At 74.0% G+C, this 22,949-nt stretch carries 2 protein-coding genes and 1 pseudogene; all 3 read right to left on the bottom strand.

The window, feature by feature from the left end; genetic code table 11:
* Positions 1-393: pseudogene (locus ACFV0T_RS15360) on the bottom strand (amidohydrolase family protein); the annotation flags it as partial.
* A gap of 114 nt (positions 394-507) precedes the next feature.
* Positions 508-723: an MbtH family protein gene (locus tag ACFV0T_RS15355; RefSeq protein WP_385778576.1), complete on the bottom strand. Its 216-nt coding sequence runs from the start codon at positions 721-723 to the stop codon at positions 508-510.
* 48 nt (positions 724-771) lie between these two features.
* Positions 772-22,884 (bottom strand): non-ribosomal peptide synthase/polyketide synthase, encoded by a 22,113-nt coding sequence (locus ACFV0T_RS15350; RefSeq protein ID WP_385778574.1) that lies wholly within the window; start codon positions 22,882-22,884, stop codon positions 772-774.
* Positions 22,885-22,949: the final 65 nt, after the last annotated feature.

The raw sequence follows: 22,949 nt of genomic DNA, 5'->3' as shown, positions 1-22,949 counted from the left end.
GGTCACGCGGCGGGGGCACCGTCGTGTCGTGGGCGGGGCAGCGCGGGGCGGGTCCCCCGTTGGGCCGTCTCCGAGGACGACCAGATCGGCGCGCTTGCCCGGCGTGAGGCTGCCGATGCTGTCCTCCCCGTGGCAGGCGAAAGCCCCTGCCACGGTGTACGCGCGCAGGGCCGCGTCGACCGTGACGCCCTCGTCCGGCCCGATCACCTGCCCCGACGCGGAGGCACGCTCGACCATGAACTGGACGGCCCGCAGCGGCGATCCGTCTGTGACCGGCCGGTCGGAACTGCCCACCAGGGTGATGCCGTGCTCCAGGAACCCCCTCCCCCGGTACAGCCACGGCGCCCGCCGCGCGCCCGTGATCGCGGCGTAGTCGTCGCCGAAGGACCGCATCGTCCAGGCCGACCATCCGGCCCCGCCGGATGCCGGGGTCGTGGGCCACGGGGCGGTCCGGATCCAGGGTGAAGAAGCGTGCGTTGGTCAGTCTCGTGCACAGCATCGCTCGGTTCAGCCGGTCCGCTCCATGCGCTCCACCAGGCTCTTGGGCCGCATGTCGGTCCAGTTGGTCTCGATGTGCTCCAGGCACTCCTGGCGCGCGGCGGGGCCGTGCACGACGCTCCAGCCGGCCGGCACGTCGACGAAGTCGGGCCACAGGCTGTGCTGGCCCTCGTCGTTGACGAGCACGGTGTAGAGGCTGTCGGGGTTCTCGAAGGGGTTCGTCATCAGGTGTTCCGCTCCGTCTCCGGGGTGGGTGGGTGGGATCGGTCGGGATCAGTGCGAACGCGGGGTGGACCCGGCCCGGTCGACCAGGGCGCGCAGCGCGCGGAACCAGGTCTGCGCCAGGTCCTGGACCGACTCCTCGGGAAGCACCCCGGGGGCGAAGGTCCAGTGGGCGGTGAGGCGGGGACCACCGGGGAGGTCCTCGGTGAGGGAGTTCACGGTCAGGGCGTGGGACAGGGGCATGTCCGGGTCGCCGTCCAGGTCCGCCGCGTCGTCCTCGGGGGCGTACGACCAGTCGGTGGCCTCGGGGACCCCGAAGCGGCCCATGTAGTTGAACTCGATCTGGGGGCTGTCGAGTCGGGCGAGGCGGGGCCCGGTGACCGGGTTGAGGTGGCGTAGCAGACCGTGACCGACGCCCGCCGACGGGAGGGCGGCAAGGTGTTCCCGGACGCGTCCCAGCGCCTCGTCGAGCGCCGTTCCGCCCGCGAAGGCGTCGGCCAGGTCGACGGCGCCGGGGTCGAGCCGGACGGGGACGACGCTGGTGAACCAGCCGACCGTGCGGGACAGGTCGTCGTTGCCCGCGAGTTCCTCCTCGCGGCCGTGCCCCTCCAGGTCCACCAGCACTCCGCCGCCCTCGCCGCCCTCGGTGCGCCGCCCGCGCCAGTCGGCGACGGCCAGCGCCAGGGCGGTCAGCAGCACGTCGTTGACGGTCGCGCCGAACGCGCTCGGCACCCGGCTGAGCAGCGGCGCCGTGTGGTCCGCGGGCAGGGTCAGGGACAGGCTGCGCGAGGTGGCGGTGACGTCGAGTCGCGGGTCGAGCGGCCGGGTCACGGGGAGCGGGGCCGCGTCGGCCAGGATCGCGGTCCACAGCGGCAGTTCGTCCTCCCGGGCCGGTTCCTGGGCCCGTTCGGCGAGCAGCCGCGACCAACGGCGGAACGACATGTCGACCGGGGCGAGCGCCGGGGTCCGGCCGGCGGCGACCTCCTGCCAGGCGGCGGCGAGGTCGGGCAGCAGGACGCGCCAGGAGACACCGTCGACGACCAGGTGGTGGACGAGCAGGAGCAACCGCCCCGGCGCGTCCCGGCCGGCGTCGAACCAGACGCCCTGCACCATCCGCCCCGCGTCGGGGTCGAGTCGGTCCTGCGCGGCGCCGGCGTGCTCGGCGACCGTCGCCCGCAACGCGGGCTCGTCGGCGCCCGCCACATCCACCCGCACCAGCCAGGACGCCGCGTCCAGCCGACCGGGCGGCGGCACCTGGAGCGACCATCCCTCAGGGGGGCCGGTACGGGCCAGACGCGCCCGCAGCAGATCGTGCCGGTCCGTGACCGCCTGGAGTACGGCGTGCAGTCCGGCCGGGTCTAGGGCCGCGGGCGTCTGGACGAAGGCGGCCTGGTGGTAGGCCGCGATCGGGCCGCCCAGCTCCCGCAGCGCGTGCATGATCGGCGTCAGCGGCACGATGCCCGAGCCGTCGTCGTGCGCCGGGCCGGCCGTCTCCGGGCCCAGCTGCACGGCGACGGCGGCCAGGGCGGCGACCGTGCGGTGCTGGAAGACCTGGCGCGGGGTGACCCGCAGTCCGGCGGCACGCGCCCGGCTCACCAGCTGCATGGCGACGATGCTGTCGCCGCCGAGCGTGAAGAAGTCGTCGTCGGCGCCGATCTCGGGCAGGCCGAGCACCTCGGCGAAGTGCGCGCACAGCGCCCGTTCGAGGTCGTCGGCGGGCTTGCGGCCGCCCGCCGCGAGGGTGAACTCGGGCACCGGCAGCGCCTTGCGGTCGAGCTTGCCGTTGGACAGCAGCGGCAGCTCCGCCAGGACCAGTACGGCGGCCGGGACCATGTAGTCCGGCAGCGCGGCGGCCACGAAGGCGCGCAGTTCGGCCGGGTCCGGAGCCGGGGCTCCGTCGGCGGGCACGACGTAGGCGGCCAGCTGCTTCAGCCGGGGCCGGTCCTCGCGCGCCACCACCACGACCTGTCCGACTCCCGCGTGCCGGTCCAACACCGCTTCGATCTCAGCCAGTTCGATGCGGAAGCCGCGGATCTTGACCTGGTCGTCGGCGCGCCCGAGATAGTCGAGCCGCCCGTCCGCGCACCAGCGGGCCAGGTCGCCGGTGCGGTACATGCGGGTGCCGGGAGCGCCGTACGGGTCGGCGACGAACCGCTCGGCGGTGAGGTCGGGCCGGCCGAGGTAGCCGCGGGCCAGGCCCTCGCCCGCGAGGTACAACTCGCCTGTCACGCCGAGCAGTACGGGCCGCAGGGCCGCGTCCAGGACGTAGGCGCGGGTGTTGCCGACCGGGCGGCCGACCAGCGGGCGGTCGCTCTCGCCGACGCGGGCGGCCAGGGCGTCGACGGTGGCCTCGGTGGGCCCGTATAGGTTGAACGCGGCGGTGGACTCCAGCGCGGCCAGTTCGCTCCACAGCGCGTCCGGCACGGCCTCGCCGCCGACGCCGACCACCGCGAGCGGGCAGCTGCCGTCCTTGATCAGTCCAGTGTCGGCCATCTGGGCCAGGAAGGACGGCGTGACCTCGATGAAGTCGAGCCCCTGGCGCCTGATCGCCTCGGCGGTCAGCTCCGGGTCGCGCCGGGTCTCGTCGTCCAGGATGTGCAGGGCGTGCCCGTCGAGCAGCCACAACTGCGGCTGCCAGGAGGCGTCGAAGGAGAACGACCAGGCATGCCCGACCCGCAGCCGGCGCCGTCCGGTGGTCTCCTTGGCGAGGTCGTGCAGCGTGCGCCGGTGGCTGTGGAAGAGGTTGACCACGCTGCGGTGGCACACCACCACGCCCTTGGGGCGGCCGGTGGAGCCGGAGGTGTAGATGACGTACGCGGGGTGGTCCGGGTCGGGTCCGGCGGCCGGGTCGGCGACGGGCTGTGCGGCCAGCCGTACGGCCGTCTCGTCCGTGTCCAGGAGCAGGCGCGGTACGTCGCTGTCGGGCAGGTCCGCGGCGAGTGCCACGGTGGTGAGGACGAACCGGGGCCGGGCGTCGTCGAGCATGGCGAGGACGCGCTCGGCGGGCAGGTCGGCGTCGACGGGCAGATAGGCCGCGCCCGCCTTCAGGACGGCGAGGATCGCCAGCATGAAGTCCGCCGTGCGCGGCAGCGACAGGGCGACCACGGTCTCGGGCCCCGCGCCGTGCTCGCCGAGCAGCCCGGCGAGCCGGTTGGCGCGCTCGTTCAGCTCGGCGAAGGTCCACACGGCGGGTCCCGCGACCACGGCGACCGCGTCCGGGGCTTCGGCGACCTGTGCCTCGAAGAGCGCCGGAACGGTCGTGGGCGCGCCGGGGGCGGCGGGCAGGGCGGTGGCGTTCCAGGTCTCCAGGACGGTGTGCCGGTCCCCGGCGGTGAGCAGGTCGACCCGGCCGAGCGGCTGCCCGGTGTCGGCGGTCATCGCCTCGAAGAGCCGGACCATCGCGGCGGAGATCCGCTCGACCATGGGCCGGTCGAACAGGTCCTCGCGGTACTCGGCGGTGAGCGTCAGCCGCTCGGCGGGCTCGACGGCCCAGGTGAACGGATAGTGCGTCGAGTCCCGGTGGTCGCGCACCCCGGTGCGCAGCCCGTCGTCGGCCCCGAGGCCGGGTCCGCCCGCATCGGGGTAGGACTCGAACACGATGAGCGTGTCGAACAACTCGCCCAGTCCGGCTTGCCGTTGGATGTCGGAGAGTCCGACGTGCTGGTGCGCGATCAACTGCGACTGCTCGTCCTGGAGGCGGTCGAGGAACGCCGACAGCGTTTCCCGGTCGTCGACCCGGACCCGCACGGGCACGGTGTTGATGAACAGGCCGATCATCGACCCCACACCGTTCAGGTCCGGCGGCCGCCCGGCGACGGTCGCGCCGAAGACGACGTCCGTGCGTCCGGTGAGCCGGGCGAGCACGATGCTCCAGGCGCCCTGGACCAGGGTGTTGACGGTCAGACCGCGCGAACGGGCGAGTGCCGTCAGGGCCTCGGTGAGTCGCGGGGTCAGCAGCGTGGTGCGGGTCGCGGGCACCGCCGGAGTCCGGTTGGGGTCGGCGGGCACGAGGTGCGTGGGCTCCGCCAGGCCGTCCAGCGCGCCCGCCCAGGCGGCGGCGGAGACCTCGGCGTCCTGGCGGCCGAGCCAGGCCAGGTAGTCGCGGTACGGCGCCGGGGCCGGAAGTTCCCTGCCCGCGTACAGGTCGGACAGCTCCCGGGTCAGCTGCGGCACCGACCAGCCGTCCAGCAGCAGGTGCTGGTGGGAGAGGACCAGCCGGTGCCGATCCGCTCCGACTTTGACCAGCATCAGGCGCAGCAGCGGCGGTTCGGCCGGATCGAACCGGCGCCGCTCCTGGGTCAGACAGCGGGTCCACCGCTCCTCCTGGGCGGTGCCGTCCAGGTCCGAGAGGTCGACGTGTCGCCAGGGCAGCACGGCCGTACGCGGCACCACGGCGACCGGCCGGCCCGAGGCGAGATAGCGGAAGGCGGCCCGGAGGTTGCCGTGCCGGTCGAGCAGCGCCTGACCGGCACGGCGCAGCCGCCCGCTGTCGAGCGGGCCGTCGAGGTCGTACGACACCTGCACGGTGTAGACGTCCGGGCCGTCGGCGCCGGAGTCGAACGAGGCGTGGAACAGCAGTCCCGCCTGGAGCGGCGACAGCGGCAGGACGTCGACGGCGCCGAGGCGGGCGAGCTCCGCGCGCTCGGCGTCCGTCCGCGCCGCGAACAGGTCGGCGTCGGACGAGGTGCCCGCGCGTCCGTCCAGGTCACCGGCGACGGCGGCCAGCCCGGCGGCCGTCTTGTGCCGGAACACGTCGCGGGGGCTGATCGCCAGCCCGGCCGAGCGCACCCGGGCGACGAGCTGCATCGCGACGATGCTGTCACCGCCGAGCGTGAAGAAGTCGTCCTCGACACCGACCCGTTCCAGGCCCAGGACGGCCGCGATCAGGCGGCACAGCACCTCCTCGCGCGCGGTGCGGGGCAGGGTGCCGGTGGTCTCGGCGGCGAAGTCGGGGGCGGGCAGGGCCTTGCGGTCGAGCTTGCCGTTCGGGGTGAGCGGCAGCGCGTCGAGCGGGACGAAGGCGGCCGGGACCATGTGCTCGGGCAGCACGGCCGCCGTGTGGGCGCGCAGCGCCGCGGACTCGGGCGCCGCGTTCGGGGCCGGGACGACGTACGCGACGAGCCGCTGTGCACGGGCGACGACGCAGACGCGGGCCACCGCCTCGTGCCGGGCGAGGACGGCTTCGATCTCGCCGGGTTCGACGCGCAAGCCACGGATCTTGACCTGGTCGTCGGTACGGCCGAGGTACTCGACGACGCCGACGTCGGTCCACCGGGCGAGGTCGCCGGTGCGGTACATCCGTGAGCCGGGAGCGCCGTAGGGGTCCGCCACGAACCTCTCTGCCGACAGCCCGGGCCGGTCGAGGTATCCGCGGGCGAGCTGGACACCCGCGAGGTAGAGCTCTCCGGCCACCCCCGGGGGAACCGGCCGCAGCGCACCGTCCAGGACGTACAGCCGGGTGTTCCACACCGGGCGGCCGATCGGGACGGTGCCCGCGCCGGGCGTCACCCGGATCGCCGTGACGTCGACGGACGCCTCCGTCGGCCCGTACAGATTGTGCAGTTCGGCCGGCAGCAGCGTGTGGAAGCGGTCGACGAGGTCGGCGGGCAGGGCCTCGCCGCTGCACAGCACGCGGCGCAGCGCGGTGCGGCGCGCGGCCGAGGGCTCGTCCAGGAACGCGCGGAGCATCGAGGGGACGAAGTGTGCCGTGGTGATGCCCTGTTCCCGGATCAGCCGGGCCAGATACGCCGGATCCCTGTGCCCCTCGGGCCGGGCGACCACCAGGGTCGCCCCGGTGATCAGCGGCCAGAAGAACTCCCACACCGACACGTCGAAACTTGACGGCGTCTTCTGCAACACCCGGTCCCCGGCGCTCAGTCCGTACGTGTCCTGCATCCACAGCAGCCGGTTGACGATGCCCTCGTGCGGCACCACCACGCCCTTGGGACGGCCGGTCGAACCCGACGTGTGGATGACGTAGGCGGGGTTCGACGGGTCGTAGGAGGTGGGCAGTTCGCCCTCCGGGCCGGCCGGCAGCCCGCCCTCGACGACACACACCGGTCGGGCGTCCTCCAGCATGGACGCGAGCCGTCGCGGCGGTTGGTCGGCGTCCAACGGCAGATAGGCGGCACCGGCACGCTGCACCGCGAGCAGAGCGACGACGAGATCCGTCGAGCGCGGCAGCGCGACGGCGACCGTGCGCTCCGGGCCCGCGCCCAGGCCCGCCAGCACCCGCGCCGTGTGCTCGACGCGTGCGTCCAACTCCGCGTACGTCAGGCACTGTTCGCCGAAGACCAGGGCAGGTGCGTCGGGTGTCCGCGCCACCTGCGCGCGGAACAGCTCCGGCAGCGTGGTCGGCACCACGTCGTGGGCCGTGTCGTTCCACCGCTCGACGACCAGTTGCCGCTCGCGCTCGTCCAGTACTTCGAGATCGCGTACGGGCCGGGCCGGGTCGCCGGCCACCTGTTCCAGCAGCCGGACCAGTCGGCGGGCAAGCAGTTCGGCCGTGCCGTGGTCGAAGAGGTCGGCGCTGTACTCGATCCAGCCCTGGATGCCCTCCCCCTCGCCCTGCTCGATGAAGTCGAAGCTCAGGTCGAACTTGGCGCTCCGCTGTCCGAGCGGTTCGCGCCGGGCCGTCAGGCCCGGGAGGTCGGGGGTGCCGCCGGGGTCGCCGAGGTGGACGACCATCACCTGGAACAGCGGGTGCCGGGCGAGAGAGCGTTCCGGGTTGAAGGCCTCGACCAGCCGTTCGAAAGGCAGGTCCTGGTGGTCGTAGGCCGCGAGGTCGCTCTCACGGACCCGGCGCAGGAGTTCGGCGAAGCCGGGGGTGCCGGACAGGTCGGTGCGCAGCACCAGCGAGTTGACGAAGAAGCCGACCAGGTCCTCCAGTGCCTCGTCACCGCGTCCGGAGACCGGCGCCCCGAGGGGGATGTCGTCGCCCGCGCCGAGCCGGTGCAGCAGTGCGGCGACGGCGGCCTGGGCGACCATGAACATGCTGGCGCCCTCGTCGCGGGCCAGGTCGCGCAGCGACCGCTGCAGGTCCGGGGTGATGGTGAAGCCGACGGTGCCGCCCGCGTGGCCGGACTCGCGCGGACGCGGCCGGTCGGTGGGCAGTGTGAGTTCCTCGGGGAGCCCGCGCAGTCGTTCGGTCCAGTGGGTGAGCAGTTCGTCGGCGCGCCGCGCCAGCAGCTCGTCCTGCCAGAGGGTGTAGTCGGCGTAGGTCGCGGGCAGCGGTCGCCAGTCGGGCGCGCGGCCGGCCGCGCGGGCCGCGTAGGCCGTGCCCAGGTCGGCGAGGAGCGGCCGGTCGGACCACTCGTCGGTGGCGATGTGGTGGAGCAGGAGCAGCAGGATGTGTTCGTCCGGGCGGCCGGTCTCGAACAGGGTGACCCGCAAGGGCAGTTCACTCGTCAGATCGAAGCCGTGGGCGGCGGCCTCGGCCAGCCGTCCGGCAGGCTCGGTGGCGATCGTGATCCGGGCCTGCTCCGGTGCCAGGACGTGCTGGTACGGCAGGCCGTCGGCGTCCATGGGGAAGACCGTGCGCAGGGTGGCGTGCCGGGCGACCAGGTCGCCCACCGCCGCTTCCAGCGCGGCGCGGTCGAGCGTGCCGGTGAGCCGCCAGGCGGCGGGGATGTTGTAGACGGGGGTGGGTCCCTCCACCTGGTGGAGCAGCCACAGCCGGCGCTGGGCGGAGGACAGGGGCAGCCGGGCGGGGCGGGTCCGGTCGGCGGTGAGCGCGGGGCGGGCGGCCGTGCGTGCCTCGCCCAGGCGGGCGGCGAGCCGGGCCACCGTCGGCGCGTCGAAGACCGTGCGCAGCGACACCTCGGCGTCCAGGGCGGTACGGACACGGCTGACGAGGCGCATCGCGAGCAGCGAGTGGCCGCCGAGGGCGAAGAAGTCGTCGTCGACGCCGACGCGGTGCACACCCAGTACGGCGGCGAACTGCTCGCACAGCACCTCCTCGTGGAGGGTGCGGGGCGGGCGGCCGCCGGGGGTGGCCGCGGGGTCCGGTGCGGGCAGCGCGGCGCGGTCCAGCTTGCCGCTGATCGTGCGGGGCAGCGCGTCGAGCGGGACGAAGGCGGCGGGCAGCATGTGCTCGGGCAGCGTGGCCGCGAGGTGGGCGCGCAGCGACGCCGGGTCGATGGTGGCGGCCCCGGCGGGGACCGCGTACGCGACGAGCCGGCGCGCACCAGGGGTGTCCTCGCGCACGAGGACGGCCGCCGCGGCGACCGACGGGTGCGCGGTGACGGCGGACTCGATCTCGCCGAGTTCGATACGGAAGCCGCGCAGCTTCACCTGTTCGTCGGTGCGGCCGAGGAACTCCAGGGTGCCGTCGGTGCGGCGCCTGGCGAGGTCGCCGGTGCGGTACATGCGCTCGCCGGGGGCACCGTACGGGTCGGCGACGAAGCGTTCGGCGGTGAGCGCGGGGCGGCCCAGGTAACCGCGGGCCAGTCCCTCGCCCGCGAGGTACAGCTCGCCGGGCACGCCGACGGGCGTGGGGCGCAGCCGGTCGTCGAGGACGTGGACGCGGATGTTGTCGACCGGCGCGGCCCAGGCGGGGCGTCCGGTGTCGCCGGCGTGCCGGCCGTACGCGTCGACGGCGCACTCGGTGGGTCCGTACAGGTCGTGCGCGGCCGTGCCGGGCAGGTCGGTCAGCCGTCTCCACAGTGCGGCCGGGGTGGCCTCGCCGCCCACCGTGAGCACGGCCGGGACCCGGCCGCCGGGGGCGAGGAATCCGTGGTGGAGCAGCTCGCCCAGATAGGTCGGGGTGAGGTCGACGTAGTCGATGCCCCGGTCGTCCAGGAGGTCGAGCAACGCGGCCGGGTCGAGCATGGTGGCCTCGTCGGCGATGTGCAGCTCATGTCCGGCGAGCAGCCACAGCAGCGGGTCCCAGGACCCGTCGAAGCTGAACGAGGCCGTGTGGACGGCCCGCAGGACCTCCCGGCCGGTGTCCCCGACGGCGGGTCCGATCAGATCGCGCAGATGGGAGCCGAAGAGGTTGCTCAGCCCGCGGTGGGTGCCGATCACTCCCTTGGGGGTGCCGGTGGAGCCGGAGGTGTAGATGGTGTAGGCGGCGGCCTCGGGGTGGTACGTACGCGACGGCAGACGGTCCCCGGCCGGCAGCGGTCCGTCGAGGAGCAGCGGCTCGACACCGGCCGACGCCGGCAGCCGGCCGGCCAGCGCGGTGGTGGTGAGCAGGCAGACCGGTGCCGCGTCGGCGACCATGGACTCCAGTCGGTGGGACGGATGTCCGGGGTCGAGCGGCAGATAGGCGGCGCCCGCGCGGAGCACGCCGAGGATGGCGGGAAGCATGTCCCGCCGGGGCAGGACCAGGGCCACCACCGTGCCCTCGCCGGCGCCGTGTCCGAGCAGCAGGGCGGCGATGGCGTCGACGCGGGCGGACAGTTCGGCGAAGGTCAGGCTCCCGGCGGCGGTGACCAGGGCGGTGCGTCGCGGGTGCATCGCGGCCGTGGCGGCGAACAGTTCGGGCACCGCCCGGGTCTCCACCGGGTGGGCGGTGTCGTTCCAGGCGCCGGTGGCCGCCGCGCGCTCGGCTTCCGTGAGCAGGTCGAGAGCGGCGAGCGGCAGGTCCGGGGCGTCGGCGGCGCGTCGCAGCAACAGCAGGAGCCGTTCGACCACGAGCGCGGCGGTCTCCGGGTCCAGCAGGTCGGTGGCGTACTCCAGAAGCAGGGCGACGCGTCCCCCGGCGCCCTGGTCGACGAAGGTGAAGTCGAGGTCGAACTTGGCCGTGCCGGTGTGCATGTCGAACCACTCGGTGGGCAGGCCCAGCAGGTCCGGGTCGCCGTCGGGGCGGTGGTGGTAGCCCAGCATGACCTGGAAGAGCGGGTTGCGGCCCGCCGCACGCGCCGGGTTGACCGCCTCGACGACCGCGTCGAAGGGCAGGTCCTGGTGCTCGAAGGCCACCAGGTCGGACTCCCTGACCCGGGACAGGAGTTGGCGGAACGTGAGGTCCGGGCCGGACAGGTCGGTGCGCAGCACGAGTGTGTTGACGAAGAAGCCGACGAGTTCGTCGAGGGCGCTGTCCGTGCGGCCCGCGATGGGTGCGCCGAGCGGGATGTCGTCGCCCGCGCCGAGGCGGTGCAGCAACGCGGCCGTGGCGGCCTGGAACAGCATGAACATGCTGGTCCCGGTCGTCCCGGACAGTTCGCGCAGTGCCGCGCCCACCTCGGTGGGCAGCTCCCGGCGCAGGACGGCGCCCTGTCCGGTGGGCTCGGCGGGACGCGGCCGGTCCAGGGGCAGGGCGAGTTCCTCGGGCAGGCCGCGCAGGGTGTCGGTCCAGTGCGCGAGCTGCCGTGCGCCGACCTGGTCGAGGAGCTGTGCCTGCCAGAGGGTGTAGTCGGCGTACTGCACGGGCAGCGGCGCGCGGTCCGGCTCGGTGCCGGAGATCCGGGCCGCGTAGGCCGCGTCCAGGTCGGCCAGGAACGGCCGGTCGGACCACTCGTCGGTGACGATGTGGTGCAGTACCAGGGCCACCACCCAGTCGTCCGCCGCCAGCCGGAACACCGCGACGCGTAGGGGAAGTTGACGCGCCAGGTCGAACGGGTGGCGCTGGGCCGCCTCGATCAGGGCGGGCAGCTCCGCCTGCGTCCGGTCGGTCACCGTGAACGGGAACTCCGCCTCGTGCGCGGGAAGGATGCGCTGGTAGGGCTCACCGTCCTGCTCGGCGAAGACCGTACGGAGCGACTCGTGCCGCGCCACGACGTCGTGCAGGGCCGCTCGCAGCGCGACGAGGTCGAGTCCGCCGCGCAGCCGGAGGACCAGCGGGAAGTTGTAGGCGACTCCGCCGCCGGTGATCCGCTCCACGAGCCACAGCCGGCGCTGGGCCGCGGAGAGCGGGATGCGCTCGGGCCGGTCGCGGAAGGGGGTGACAGCCGGGCGGGCGGGGCGCCCGCCGTCCGCACGGGCCGCCAGGAGTTCGGGGGTGGGAGCCTCGAAGAGGTCGCGGATCGCCAGCTCGGCGCCGAGTTCGGTGCGGGCCCGGCTGATCAGCCGCGTGGCGAGCAGGGAGTGCCCGCCCAGGTCGAAGAAGCCGTCCTCGGCACCGACCTCCGGCAGTCCCAGCACCTCGGCGAAGAGCCGGCAGAGCACCTCTTCCTGCGGGGTGCGCGGACCCCGGCCGGTGCCCGGCGCGACGGCCGGTTCGGCGTCGGGCAGCGCGCGGACGTCCAGCTTGCCGTTGTCGTTCATGGGCAGCCGGTCGAGGGTGACGAAGGCGGCCGGGACCATGTAGTCGGGCAGGCGGGTCTTGAGGTCCTCGCGCACCCGGCGGACCAGCGCGTCCGTGTCGCGGGCGGCCGTCGGGGAGTTGGCGTACGGAGGCTCGCCGCCGCCGGTCCGGTAGAGACCGGCGGTCACCCGGGGCTCCCGGTCGCCGCGGCTGAACACGGCTTCGTAGTGGCCGAGTTCGCGCGACCAGGTGGTGCGGACGCGGTACCCGAGCGAGGCTCCGAGCGCGTGCAGCTCCTCCGGGTCCACTCCCCCGCCGAGCACGTCCGGTCCGCCGATCCCGTCGGCTCCGCCGGCGTCCACGCCGACGGCCCTGCCCGCGTCCAGCGCGTCCTGCGCGGCCAATTCCCCGGCGGTGCGGGCGTCGGGCACTGCCGTGACGCGCAGCCGCTCCGGCCGCTGCTCGCGCAGCCGCTCTTCGAGGCCACCGGAGGACCAGGCCAGCTCCGGGGCGTCGGCGAGCTCGAAGGGGTCGGCGCCCTCGCGGTAGAGGACGGCGTCGTAGCGGTGCCGGGACAGCTCGTTGTGGTGGTGGCCGCGCTTGGTGCGCAGGTCGACACCGTGGCCGAGGGTGGTGAAGTAGTCCGGGTCGACGAGGAGTTCCTTCTCGAGCCGCAGTCCGCGCTCGGCCGCCTTGCGGATGGTCTCCGGGTCGGCGTCCGCTGTCGCCCGGGTGAGCTGGACCGCGGTGTGGAAGGTGCGGGCGAGCCGCAGGTTGCGCACGTCGCCGACGAACAGCGCACCGCCGGGCTTCAGCAGGCGCATGGCGCCCTGGACGACCTCGGTGAGGTAGTCGACGCCAGGGAAGTACTGGATGACGGAGTTGAGGACGACGGTGTCGAAGTAGTCCTCGGGCAGGCCGTCGGTGTCGTGGGCGGGACGGCAGCGCAGCTCGACCTTGGCGGCCAGCTGCGGATCCTGGCGCAGGTCCTCGCCGAGCTTGCGGATCACGGGTGCGGCGAAGTCGGTCGCCCAGTACGCCTCGGCCTCCGGGGCGAGGCGCGACAGCAGTAGGCCGGAGCCGACGCCGATCTCCAGGACGCGGCGCGGGCGCAGTTCGCGGATGCGGGCGACGGTCCGCTCCCGCCACTCGCTCATCTCCTCGAAGGGGATGGGCTGTCCGTCGTAGCTGCTGTCCCAGCCCGCGTAGTCCTCGGTGAAGAGGGCGGTGCTGATCCGCTCGTACTCGTCGGAGTAGACGTCCTGCCATTCGCCGACGTGCTCACGGGCGGCCGACTGCGCTTCCTCGCCGGAGCGTTCGGCGGGGACGACATAGCCGATCAGTCGCCGGGTACCGGGGGCGGAGGGGTCGTCGCGGGCGATCACGGCGGCCTGGGCGACCCGGGGGTGCCGGCTGAGCACGGTCTCGATCTCACCGAGCTCGACGCGGTGGCCGCGGACCTTGACCTGGTCGTCGGTGCGGCCGAGGAAGTCCAGGTTGCCGTCGGCGTTGCGGCGCACGAGGTCGCCGGTGCGGTACATGCGCTCGCCGAGGGCCCCGAACGGGTCGGCGACGAAGCGTTCGGCGGTCAGACCGGGCCGGTCGAGATAGCCGCGGGCCAGTCCGATGCCGGCGATGTACAGCTCGCCGGGCACGCCCTCGGGCACCGGCCGCAGCCAGGCGTCCAGGATGTGGGCGCGGGTGCCCCGGATCGGGCGGCCGACGGTCGGGGTGGCGCTGTCGAGGGTGCCGCCGCCGAGGGTGTTGATCGTGTACTCGGTGGGGCCGTACAGGTTGTAGCCGTAGGTGCCCTCGGTGTCCCGCAGCCGGTTCCACACCGTCTCCGAGACGGCCTCGCCGCCGAGCAGCACCAGCGGCGGCCGGTGGCCCTCCAACAGGCCCTGTTCCATGAGGAGATGGGCGTACGTGGGGGTCACGTTGACGACGTCCACGCGATGCGTCTCGCAGTACGCGACCAGGGCCTCGGCGTCGCGCCGCAGCTCCTCGTCGCAGATGTGCACCTCATGGCCCTCCACCAGCCAGAGCAGTTCCTCCCACGACATGTCGAAGGCGAAGGACACGGTGTGCGCGATGCGCAGCCGCCGGCCGCCGGCCGCCGCGATGGCGGGAGCGAAGATCTCCTTCTGGTGGTTGAGCTGCATGTTCGTCAGACCGCGGTACGGGGTGACGACGCCCTTGGGGCGGCCGGTGGAGCCGGAGGTGTAGATGACGTACGCAGGGTGCTCCAGGCTGAAGGTCCGGCGCGGCGGATCGGCGGGGAGCGCGGCGAGTTCGCCCGTCACGGCCGGATCGTCGAGGAGGAGGCGGGGCGTCGCGGTGGCGGCTCGTGTCAGGCGTGCCGAGACGGCGCGGGTGCAGAGCAGCAGGGCCGGGCGGGCGTCGTCGAGCATCGTCGCGAGCCGGTCGTCCGGGTAGTCCAGTTCGAGCGGCAGGTAGGCCGCACCGGTACGCAGCACGGCGAACAGGGCGACGACCATGTCGATGGAGCGGGGCAGGCCGAGGGCGACGATCCGCTCGGGCCCGGCGCCCCGGGCCAGCAGGAGCCGGGCCACACGGTTGATACGCGTGTCGAGTTCGGCGTAGGTGAGGGTGGTGTCGCCGAAGACGAGAGCGGTGGCGTCGGGGGTGGCCGCGGCCTGGCCGGTGAGCAGGTCGGCGATGGTGTCCTCGGGGTCGCCGACCTGGCTCGCGGCCCGTTCGCGGGCCAGCTCCGCGCGTTCGGCGGGCAGCAGCGGGTCGAGACGGCCCACCGGGGCGGTCAGGTCGTCGCCGAGGCGTTCCAGCAGCAGGGTGAAGCGGTCGAGGAGGGCTTCGGCCCGCGGGCGGTCGACGACGTCGGACCGGTGGGCCAGCATGACCTGGATGCGCTGCCCCGGCGTGACGACGAGGTTCACCGGGTAGTGGGTGGCGTCGACATTGGCGACGGCGGTGGCGCCGTGCCGCTCGGCGAGTTCGGCGAGCCGCTCCTCGGTGTCGCTGTTGCGCAGCACGAACAGGGTGTCGAAGAGCCGCCGGTGGCCGGTCTCGGCCTGGAGGACGCCCAGGCCCAGGTACTCGTACGGCATCACGGCGAGCCGTTCGTCCTGGACGCGGCGCAGCAGGTCGAGGACCGGCTCGGCCGGGTCGTAGGCGATCCGGGCGGGGACGGTGTTGAGGAACATGCCGATGACGTGCTCGATGTCGGGCACCTCGCTCGGCCGCCCCGCGACGGTGGTGCCGAAGACGACGTCTGTACGGCCGGTCGCACTGGCCAGGGTCAGGCCCCAGGCGGCGGTGAGCACCGAGTTGAGGGTCAGGCCGTGCCGTCGCGCCGCGTCGCGCAGCCGCTCGCCCAGTGCCGCCGGGAGGGTCGCGTCGAGCCGCTCGGGGATGTCCGGTTCCAGGCCCTGGTCGGCGGCGGCCAGGAGGGTGGGCTCCTGCAGACCCGCGAGGGCGGCGCGCCAGACGCCGGTGGCGACCTCGGTGTCCTGGACCTCCAGCCAGGTCAGGTAGTCCCGGTACGAGCCCGGCGCGGGCAGCGCGACGGCGTCACCGCCGGACTCGTACAGGGCGAAGAGCTGGTCCAGGAAGATCCAGGCGGACCAGCCGTCCCACAGCAGCAGATGGCGGCCGACGACCAGACGGTCGCCGCGCTCGGCGCCGAGCCGGACGATCAGCATGCGGAAGAGCAGCGGGCGGGTCAGCTCGAAGCGCCGGGTGCGTTCCGCGTCCATCAACTCGACCAGCCGCGCGTTCTGTTCGGCGGCGGACAGGGTCGACAGGTCGACCTCTTCGAGCGGGATCTCCGGGTCGCGGACGATGAACTGGACCGGCTGGCGCAGCCCCTCGCTGGTGAACCCGGCGCGCAGGCCGGGGTTGCGCGCAAGCAGCACCCGGGCGGCCGTGCGCAGCCGGTCCGCGTCGAGCGGGGTGGCGAAGTCGAAGGACTCGTGGACGGTGTAGACGTCCAGGGCGCTGTCGTCGTACGTGGAATGGAAGAACAGGCCTTCCTGGAGCGGGGCCAGCGGCCAGATGTCCTCGACGGGGCCGGGGCTGAGCCGGTGGACGCGCTCGGTCTCCTCGGCGGTGAGGGCGAAGGCCGAGGTGAGGGCACGGGTCGGCGCGACGCTGACGGCAGCGGCGGCGAGGGCTGCCGGGGTGCGGTGCTCGAAGACGTCACGGGGGTTCAGTTCCAGGCCGGCGCGGCGGGCGCGGCTGGAGACGCCGATGGAGGTGATGCTGTCGCCGCCGAGCATGAAGAAGTCGTCGTCGACGCCGACCTCGGCGAGTCTCAGGACCGCGGCGAAGATCTCGGTGAGGGTCCGCTCGCGCTCGTTCCGCGGGGCACGCGTCTCAGCCCGTACCGTCCGCGGGGCGGGCAGCGCGGCCCGGTCGAGCTTGCCGTTGGGCGTCAGCGGCAAGGCGTCCAGGACGACACAGGCGCCGGGCACCATGGGCGCGGGCAGCGACTCGGCGAGCGTGGCCAGGACTTCGCCGGGTTCGAGCGCGGCACCGCGGGCGGGGACGGCGTAGGCGACGAGGGCGCCGCCCACGACGGTGACGGCGGCCTGCGCCACCGCGGGCTGCCGGGTCAACGCGGCCTCGATCTCGCCGAGTTCGACGCGGTTGCCGCGGATCTTGACCTGGCGGTCGGTGCGGCCCAGGTACTCGATGACACCGTCGGCGCGGCGGCGCACCAGGTCGCCGGTGCGGTACATGCGCGTGCCGGGGTCGCCGTAGGGGTCGGCGACGAACCGTTCGGCGGTCAGACCGGGGCGGGCGTGGTAACCGCGGGCCAGCTGGACCCCCGTCAGGTACAGCTCGCCGGGGACCCCTTCGGGGGCCGGACGCAGGCAGGGGTCGAGGACGCGCAGGCCGGTGTTCCAGACCGGACGGCCGATGGGGACCGTGGTGCCAGGGGGGCCAGAGATGTCGAGGATGCCGGGAGTGCCCGAGGTGCCAGAGCTGCCCGAGGTGCCGTCGTAGAGGTGGTGGGTGACGTCGACCGCGGCTTCGGTGGGGCCGTAGAGGTTGTGCAGGGGCACGCCGGTCAGCTCGTGCCAGCGGGCGGCGGCCGCGGCGGGCAGCGCCTCGCCGCTGCTGAAGACGCGGCGCAGGGAGGCCGCCCAGGCGGGGTCGGCGGTGATCTCCTCGGCCTGGAGGAAGGCCTCCAGCATCGAGGGCACGAAGTGCAGTGTGGTGACCCGCCGTGCGCGGATCAGGTCGGCCAGATAGGCCGGGTCGCGGTGTCCGTCGGGGCGGGCGAGCACGACGCACGCGCCCTCGCGCAGGGCCCAGAAGAACTCCCAGACGCTGACGTCGAAGGCGGCCGGTGTCTTCTGGAGCACCCGGTCGTCGGCGGTCAGCCCGTACTGGCCCTGCATCCAGGCGAGCCGGTTGACGATGGCGCGGTGGGTGACGACGACACCCTTGGGGCGGCCGGTGGAGCCGGAGGTGTAGATCAGGTAGGCCGGGTCGTCGGGGTCGCCGGGGGCCGACGGGCCGACGGGGGACGACGGGCCGACGGGCTCCGCGTCGGACGGGGTGTCCAGGAGGAGCGCGGTGAGGTCGCGCACCGACGGCAGTCGTGGAGCGGTGGCGGCGGTGGTGACGACCGTCGTCGCGGCCGAGTCGGTGAGCATGTGGGTGACCCGGTCGGCGGGGTGGTCCAGGTCGACGGGGAGGTAGGCCGCGCCGGACTTCAGCACGCCGAGCAGGGCGACCATGAGGTCGGCCGAGCGCGGGACGGCGACCGCGACGACCGTACCCGGCCCGGCGCCCCGGGAACGCAGCCGGTGCGCCAACTGGGCTGCTCGGACGTCGAGTTCGCGGTAGGTGAGGGCCTCTTCCCCGTGGACGACCGCGAGGGCGTCGGGGGTGCGGGCGACCTGCGCCTCGAAGGAGGCGGCGAGGGTGGTCTCCGCCACCTCGACGCGCGCGCCCGCCGGGTGGGCGTCGGCCAGTTCCTCCGCCGAGAGCAGTTCGAGCCCGGCGGCGGTCTGTCCGGGGTCGGTCGCCAAGGCGTTCAGGATGCGGGCGAGCCGGTCGGCGATCCGGCGTACGGCCGGGGCGTCGAGACGCTGGGCGTGGTGCTTGAGCCGCAGATCCAGCCGGCGGCCGGGCTTCACGACGATCGCGAGCGGGTAGTGGACGGCGTCGTGGAACTCGTGGCCGGTGAGGCGGACCGTGCCACAGTCGTCGGCGAGGCCGGGCGCGGCCGGGTAGTTCTCGAAGACGACCAGGGTGTCGAAGAGTTCGCCGCTGCCCGCGAGTCCGGCGACGCGCTGGAGCTCGGCGAGTCCGAGGTGCTGGTGGTCCAGCAGCCGGGCCTGTTCGTCCTGGAGCCGGACGAGCAGCTCGCCGAGCGTGTCGGCGGACTCCCAACGGAACCTGGTGGGCAGGGTGTTGATGAAGAGGCCGATCATCGACTCGATGCCCTCGACCTCGGCGTCCCGGCCGGAGACGGTGGTGCCGAACACCACGTCCTGCCGGCCGGTCAGCCGCCCGAGCAACAGGCCCCAGGCGCTCTGCACGACCGTGCCGAGGGTGACACCCAGCTCACGGGCGCGGGCCGCCAGCCGGGCGGTGGTCTGCTCGGACAGTTCGACGCGGACCTGCGCGGGCTCGATCGGTGTGCCGTCGGCGGGCGTCCCGACCAGCCGGGTGGGCTCCTCCAGTCCGGCCAGGGCGGTGCGCCAGGCCGCCCGGGCGGTCCCCCGGTCGGCCGCGGCCAGGCTGCGCAGATACGAGCGGTACGGCGTGACCTCGGGCAGGGCGGCCGGGGTGTCCCCGTAGCACGCCATGAGCTCGCGGTGCAGCACGGGCAGCGACCAGCCGTCAGCGACGATGTGATGAAAGGTCAGCAGCAGCCGGCTGCGGTTCCCGGTGAGACGCACGAGCGCGCAGCGCATCAGCGGCGGCCTGGCGAGGTCGAAGCGGCGGGCGCGCTCGTCGGCGGCCGCGGCGTCGGCGAACTGCGCGCCGACCTCTGCGTCCTGGGCACGGAGGTCGACCTCGCGCCAGGGCAGTTCCACTCCCGCGGCCACGATCTGTACCGGCCGGCCGTCGCCGAGCGGGCGGAAGCAGGAGCGCAGCGGCGCGTGCCGGTCCAGGACGCGCTGGGCGGCCCGGCGCAGGGCCACGGCGTCGACCGGCCCGGACAGTTCCAGGGCCTGCTGGACGACGTAGGCGTCGTGGTCCGAGCCGTCCACCACGGAGTGGAAGTAGAAGCCCTCCTGGAGCGGGCTCAGGGGTGTCAGATCCTCGACGGTGAGCGGGTGTCCGCCCTGGAGTTCGGCGCGTTCGGCGTCGGTCAGCCGCAGCAGGGGGGTGTCGTCCTCGGTGCCGGACGGGTCGGCCGCCTCGGCGGCGGCCTCGGCGAGCGCGGCGACCGTGCGGTGCCGGAACACGTCTCGGGAGCTGAGGCGCAGTCCGGCCCTGCGGGCCCGTACGAGGAGCTGGATGGCGGTGATGCTGTCGCCGCCGAGGGCGAAGAAGTCGTCGTCGATGGTGACCGAGCGCAGGCTCAGCACCTCGGCGCAGGCCGCGCACAGCAGCTCTTCGCGGGCGTCGCGGGGCGGGCGGCCGGAGCTGAGGGCGGCGTAGTCGGGTGCGGGCAGCGCGGCGGCGTCGAGCTTGCCGCTGGGGGTGACCGGGAGGCGGTCGAGGGGGACGACGGCCGCGGGGACCATGTACTCGGGCAGCCGCTCGGCAGCGTAGGCGCGCAGGGACTTCATCAGGGCGGTCACGTCGCGGAAGGGGGCCGGCCGGTTGGCCTTCGGGACGGTGCCGTTCGCCTCGTAGAGTCCGGCGTGCGGCGGCTCGCCGAGGGTGTAGAGCACGTCGAGGCCGCCGTCGTCGGCGGCGCCGTTCCAGGTGACGGCGACCCGGTGCCCGTGCCGGGCGCCGAGCGCGTGGAACGCCTCGGGGTCCGGGGCGTCGGTGGGTGCCGGGGTGCGGCTGCTGTCGTCGAGGGTCGTCAGTGCGGCGAGGTCCTCCGCCAGACGGGCGTTGGGTACGGCCGTGACGCGCAGCGGGGCGTGGCAGTCGGCGAGCAGCGCGTCGAGGGTGTCGAGGCCGGCCAGCGCGGTCCAGGGGACGACGTGCGGTACGCCGGTGTCCGCGACCGGGGTGTCGCGGTCGGCGCGCTTGCGGAGCACCACGTCGTAGCGGTAGCGGGTCAGCTCGTTGTGGTGGCTGCCGCGCTTGACGCGGACATCGGCGTCGAAGCCGTCCAGCGTGGCGAAGAAGTCGGGGTCGAGGAGCAGTTCACCCTCCCACGCCAGCGACCGCTCCACGGCGGTGCGCAAGGCCTGTTTGTCCTGTGGGTCGGTGGCCCGGCGGGTCTCCACGGCTGTGCGCAGGCAGCGCAGCAGACGGGCGTTGCGCACGTCGCCGACGAACAGGCTGCCGCCGGGGGCGAGCAGTTCCCCGGCGGCGCGCAGCACCTCGGCGAGGTAGTCGGCGCCGGGGAAGTACTGGGCGACGGAGTTGAGGACGACGGTGTCGAAGTGGCCCCGGGGCAGGCCGGTGGTGTCGTGGGCGGGCCGGACGCTGAGCCGGACCCGGTCGGCGAGCCCGTCCACGGACTCCACCTGGGCCCGGAGGGCGCGCACCGCTTCCTCGGCGAGGTCGGTGCCCCAGTACGTCTCGCAGCCGGGTGCGAGGCGGGAGAGGATCAGGCCGCTGCCGACGCCGATCTCCAGGACCCGGCGGGGTGCGAGTTCCTCGATGCGGGCGACCGTGGCCTCGCGCCACTCCCGCATCTCCTGCACGGGGATGGGCAGGCCGTCGTACATGCTGTTCCAGCCCGCGAAGTTCTCCCGGAAGCCGCGGGAGTCCTCCCGCCGGCCTTCGGCACCCGCGGCGGCGTAGAGCAGTTCGTGGAGGTCCTTCCACTCCTGGACCTGCTCGGCGGCGTCCCGTTCCGCCGAGTTCTCCAGCGAGGGGACGACATAGGCGGCGAGCCTGCGCTCGCCGGGGCGGTCCTCGCGGATCACGACCGCCGCCTGGTCGACGGCCGGATGCCCGCGCAGGACGGACTCGATCTCGCCGGGCTCGATACGGAAGCCGCGGATCTTCACCTGGGCGTCGGCCCGGCCGAGGAACTCCAGGCGTCCGTCGGCCTTCCAGCGCACCAGGTCGCCGGTCCGGTACAGCCGCTCGCCGGGTTCGCCGAACGGGTCGGCGACGAAACGCTCGGCGGTCAGGTCGGGCCGCCCGAGGTAGCCGCGGGCCAGTCCGGCGCCGCCGAGGTACAACTCGCCCGGCACGCCTGTCGGCACCGGCTTCAGACGACCGTCGAGGACGTAGCCGCGGGTGCCGGGGTCGGGGACGCCGATGGGCACGACGGTGCCCGCGGGGGTGTCGGGGTCGCACAGACCGAGGGTGGAGTTGGTGGTGGCCTCGGTGGGGCCGTACGCGTTGAACATCATCCGGCCGCGGGCGTAGCGGCCGACCAGTTCGGGCGAGACCCGCTCGGTGCCGGCCAGCAGGGTGGCGGGCGGCAGTTCGACGTCCTCGGGCATCGCGGCGAGCAGGGCCGGGGGGAGGATCATGAAGGTGATGCCGTGCGCGTGGGCGAAGTCGGCGAGCAGGGTGCCGGGCACGCGCAGTTCGGTGGGCACGACGACGAGCCGGCCGCCGGAGAGCAGGCCGAGACACAGGTCCCAGAAGGCGACGTCGAAGCTCGGTGAGGCGAACTGGAGCACCCTGCTGTGCGGTCCGACACCGAACCGCTCGGTCTGGGTGGCGACCAGCCCCGCGACACCGGCGTGGGAGAGCACCACGCCCTTGGGGCGGCCGGTGGAGCCGGAGGTGTAGATCACGTAGGCGGCGCCCGCGACCGACAGCGGACCGCGGTCGGCGGCGCCCGGGTCGTGGCCGGGGCGGACCGCCAACTCCCGTACGGTGTCGGGCGCGTCCAGGACCACCAGGTCCATGCCGTCGCACGGGGGGATGTCGGCGGCCAGCTCGGCCGTGGTGATCAGGCAGGCGGGGGTGGCGTCGGCCAGCATGTGGGAGATGCGGTCGGTCGGGTAGTCGGTGTCGACCGGGAGGTAGGCGGCGCCCGATTTCAGCACGGCGACCTCGGCGACGATCAGTTCGGCCGAGCGGGGCATCGCGAGGGCCACGACCCGTTCGGGTCCGGCGCCCCGCGCGATCAGGGCGTGGGCCAGCCGGTTGGCGCGCTCGTCGAGTTCGGCGTACGTCAGCCGGGTGTCCTCGAAGACCAGCGCGACGGCCTCCGGCCGCAGGCGCACCTGTGCGGCGAACATCTCGGGCCAGGTGCGCGGGGGAACGGTGTGGTCGGTGTCGTTCCACTCCTTCAGGATGCGGTGGCGTTCCTCGGCGCCGAGCAGCTCCAGTTCGCCGACGGGGGCGTGCGGCCGGGCCAGGGCGTCGGCCAGGAGGGTGGCGTAGTGGTCCGCGGTCCGCCGCGCGGTCGCGGTCTCGAAGAGGTCCCGACGGTAGGTCACCCGCATTTCGGTCGGGCCGACTTCGAGCGTCAGGTCCAGCGGTGCCCGTGTGCCGCTTTCGGACCCGGTGTGCAGCGAGGTGTTGAAGAAGAGGCCGCCGCCGCGGGTGGGCTCCGGCCGCAACCGGGCGGCCAGCACGTCCGGTTCGACCCGGTGCGCCCGCGCTTCCGCGACCGCCTCGGCCACCCTGCGCACCAGTTCCGCGAATCCGGTACCGCCGTCCAGCGCGACCCTGAGCGGCAGCCCCTCGTACCCGACGGTGATGTCGCGGGCGCCTGCGTAGCGGTGCAGCAGCGCCACGTACGCCGCCAGCAGGGTCGCCTCGTCGGCCGTGCGGTCCAGTGCGCGACTCAGGGTCCGCCGCTCTCCGGCCGGCCCGGCCGGATACGGGAAGTCGGCCGGCAGGGCCACCTCTTGGGGCAGCGGATCGAGCCGGCGGCGCCAGTACTCCGCCGCCGCGCCCTCGTCGAGACCGGATACACGTTCTTCGATGCCGGACACAGGTGACCGTGCCTCCCGAATGCGCGGAACCGGCTCAGCCGGAGGATCGCGGTCATACTAAGGTA

Source organism: Streptomyces sp. NPDC059582, assembly GCF_042735715.1.
Taxonomy (GTDB): domain Bacteria; phylum Actinomycetota; class Actinomycetes; order Streptomycetales; family Streptomycetaceae; genus Streptomyces.
The sequence above is the reverse complement of the archived record's forward strand: the minus strand, read 5'-3'. Positions and strand labels throughout refer to the sequence as shown.

Coding starts and splice junctions, on each gene's coding strand:
- ACFV0T_RS15355 (WP_385778576.1), bottom strand. CDS start 723: ATGACGAACCCCTTCGAGAACCCCGACAGCCTCTACACCGTGCTCGTC.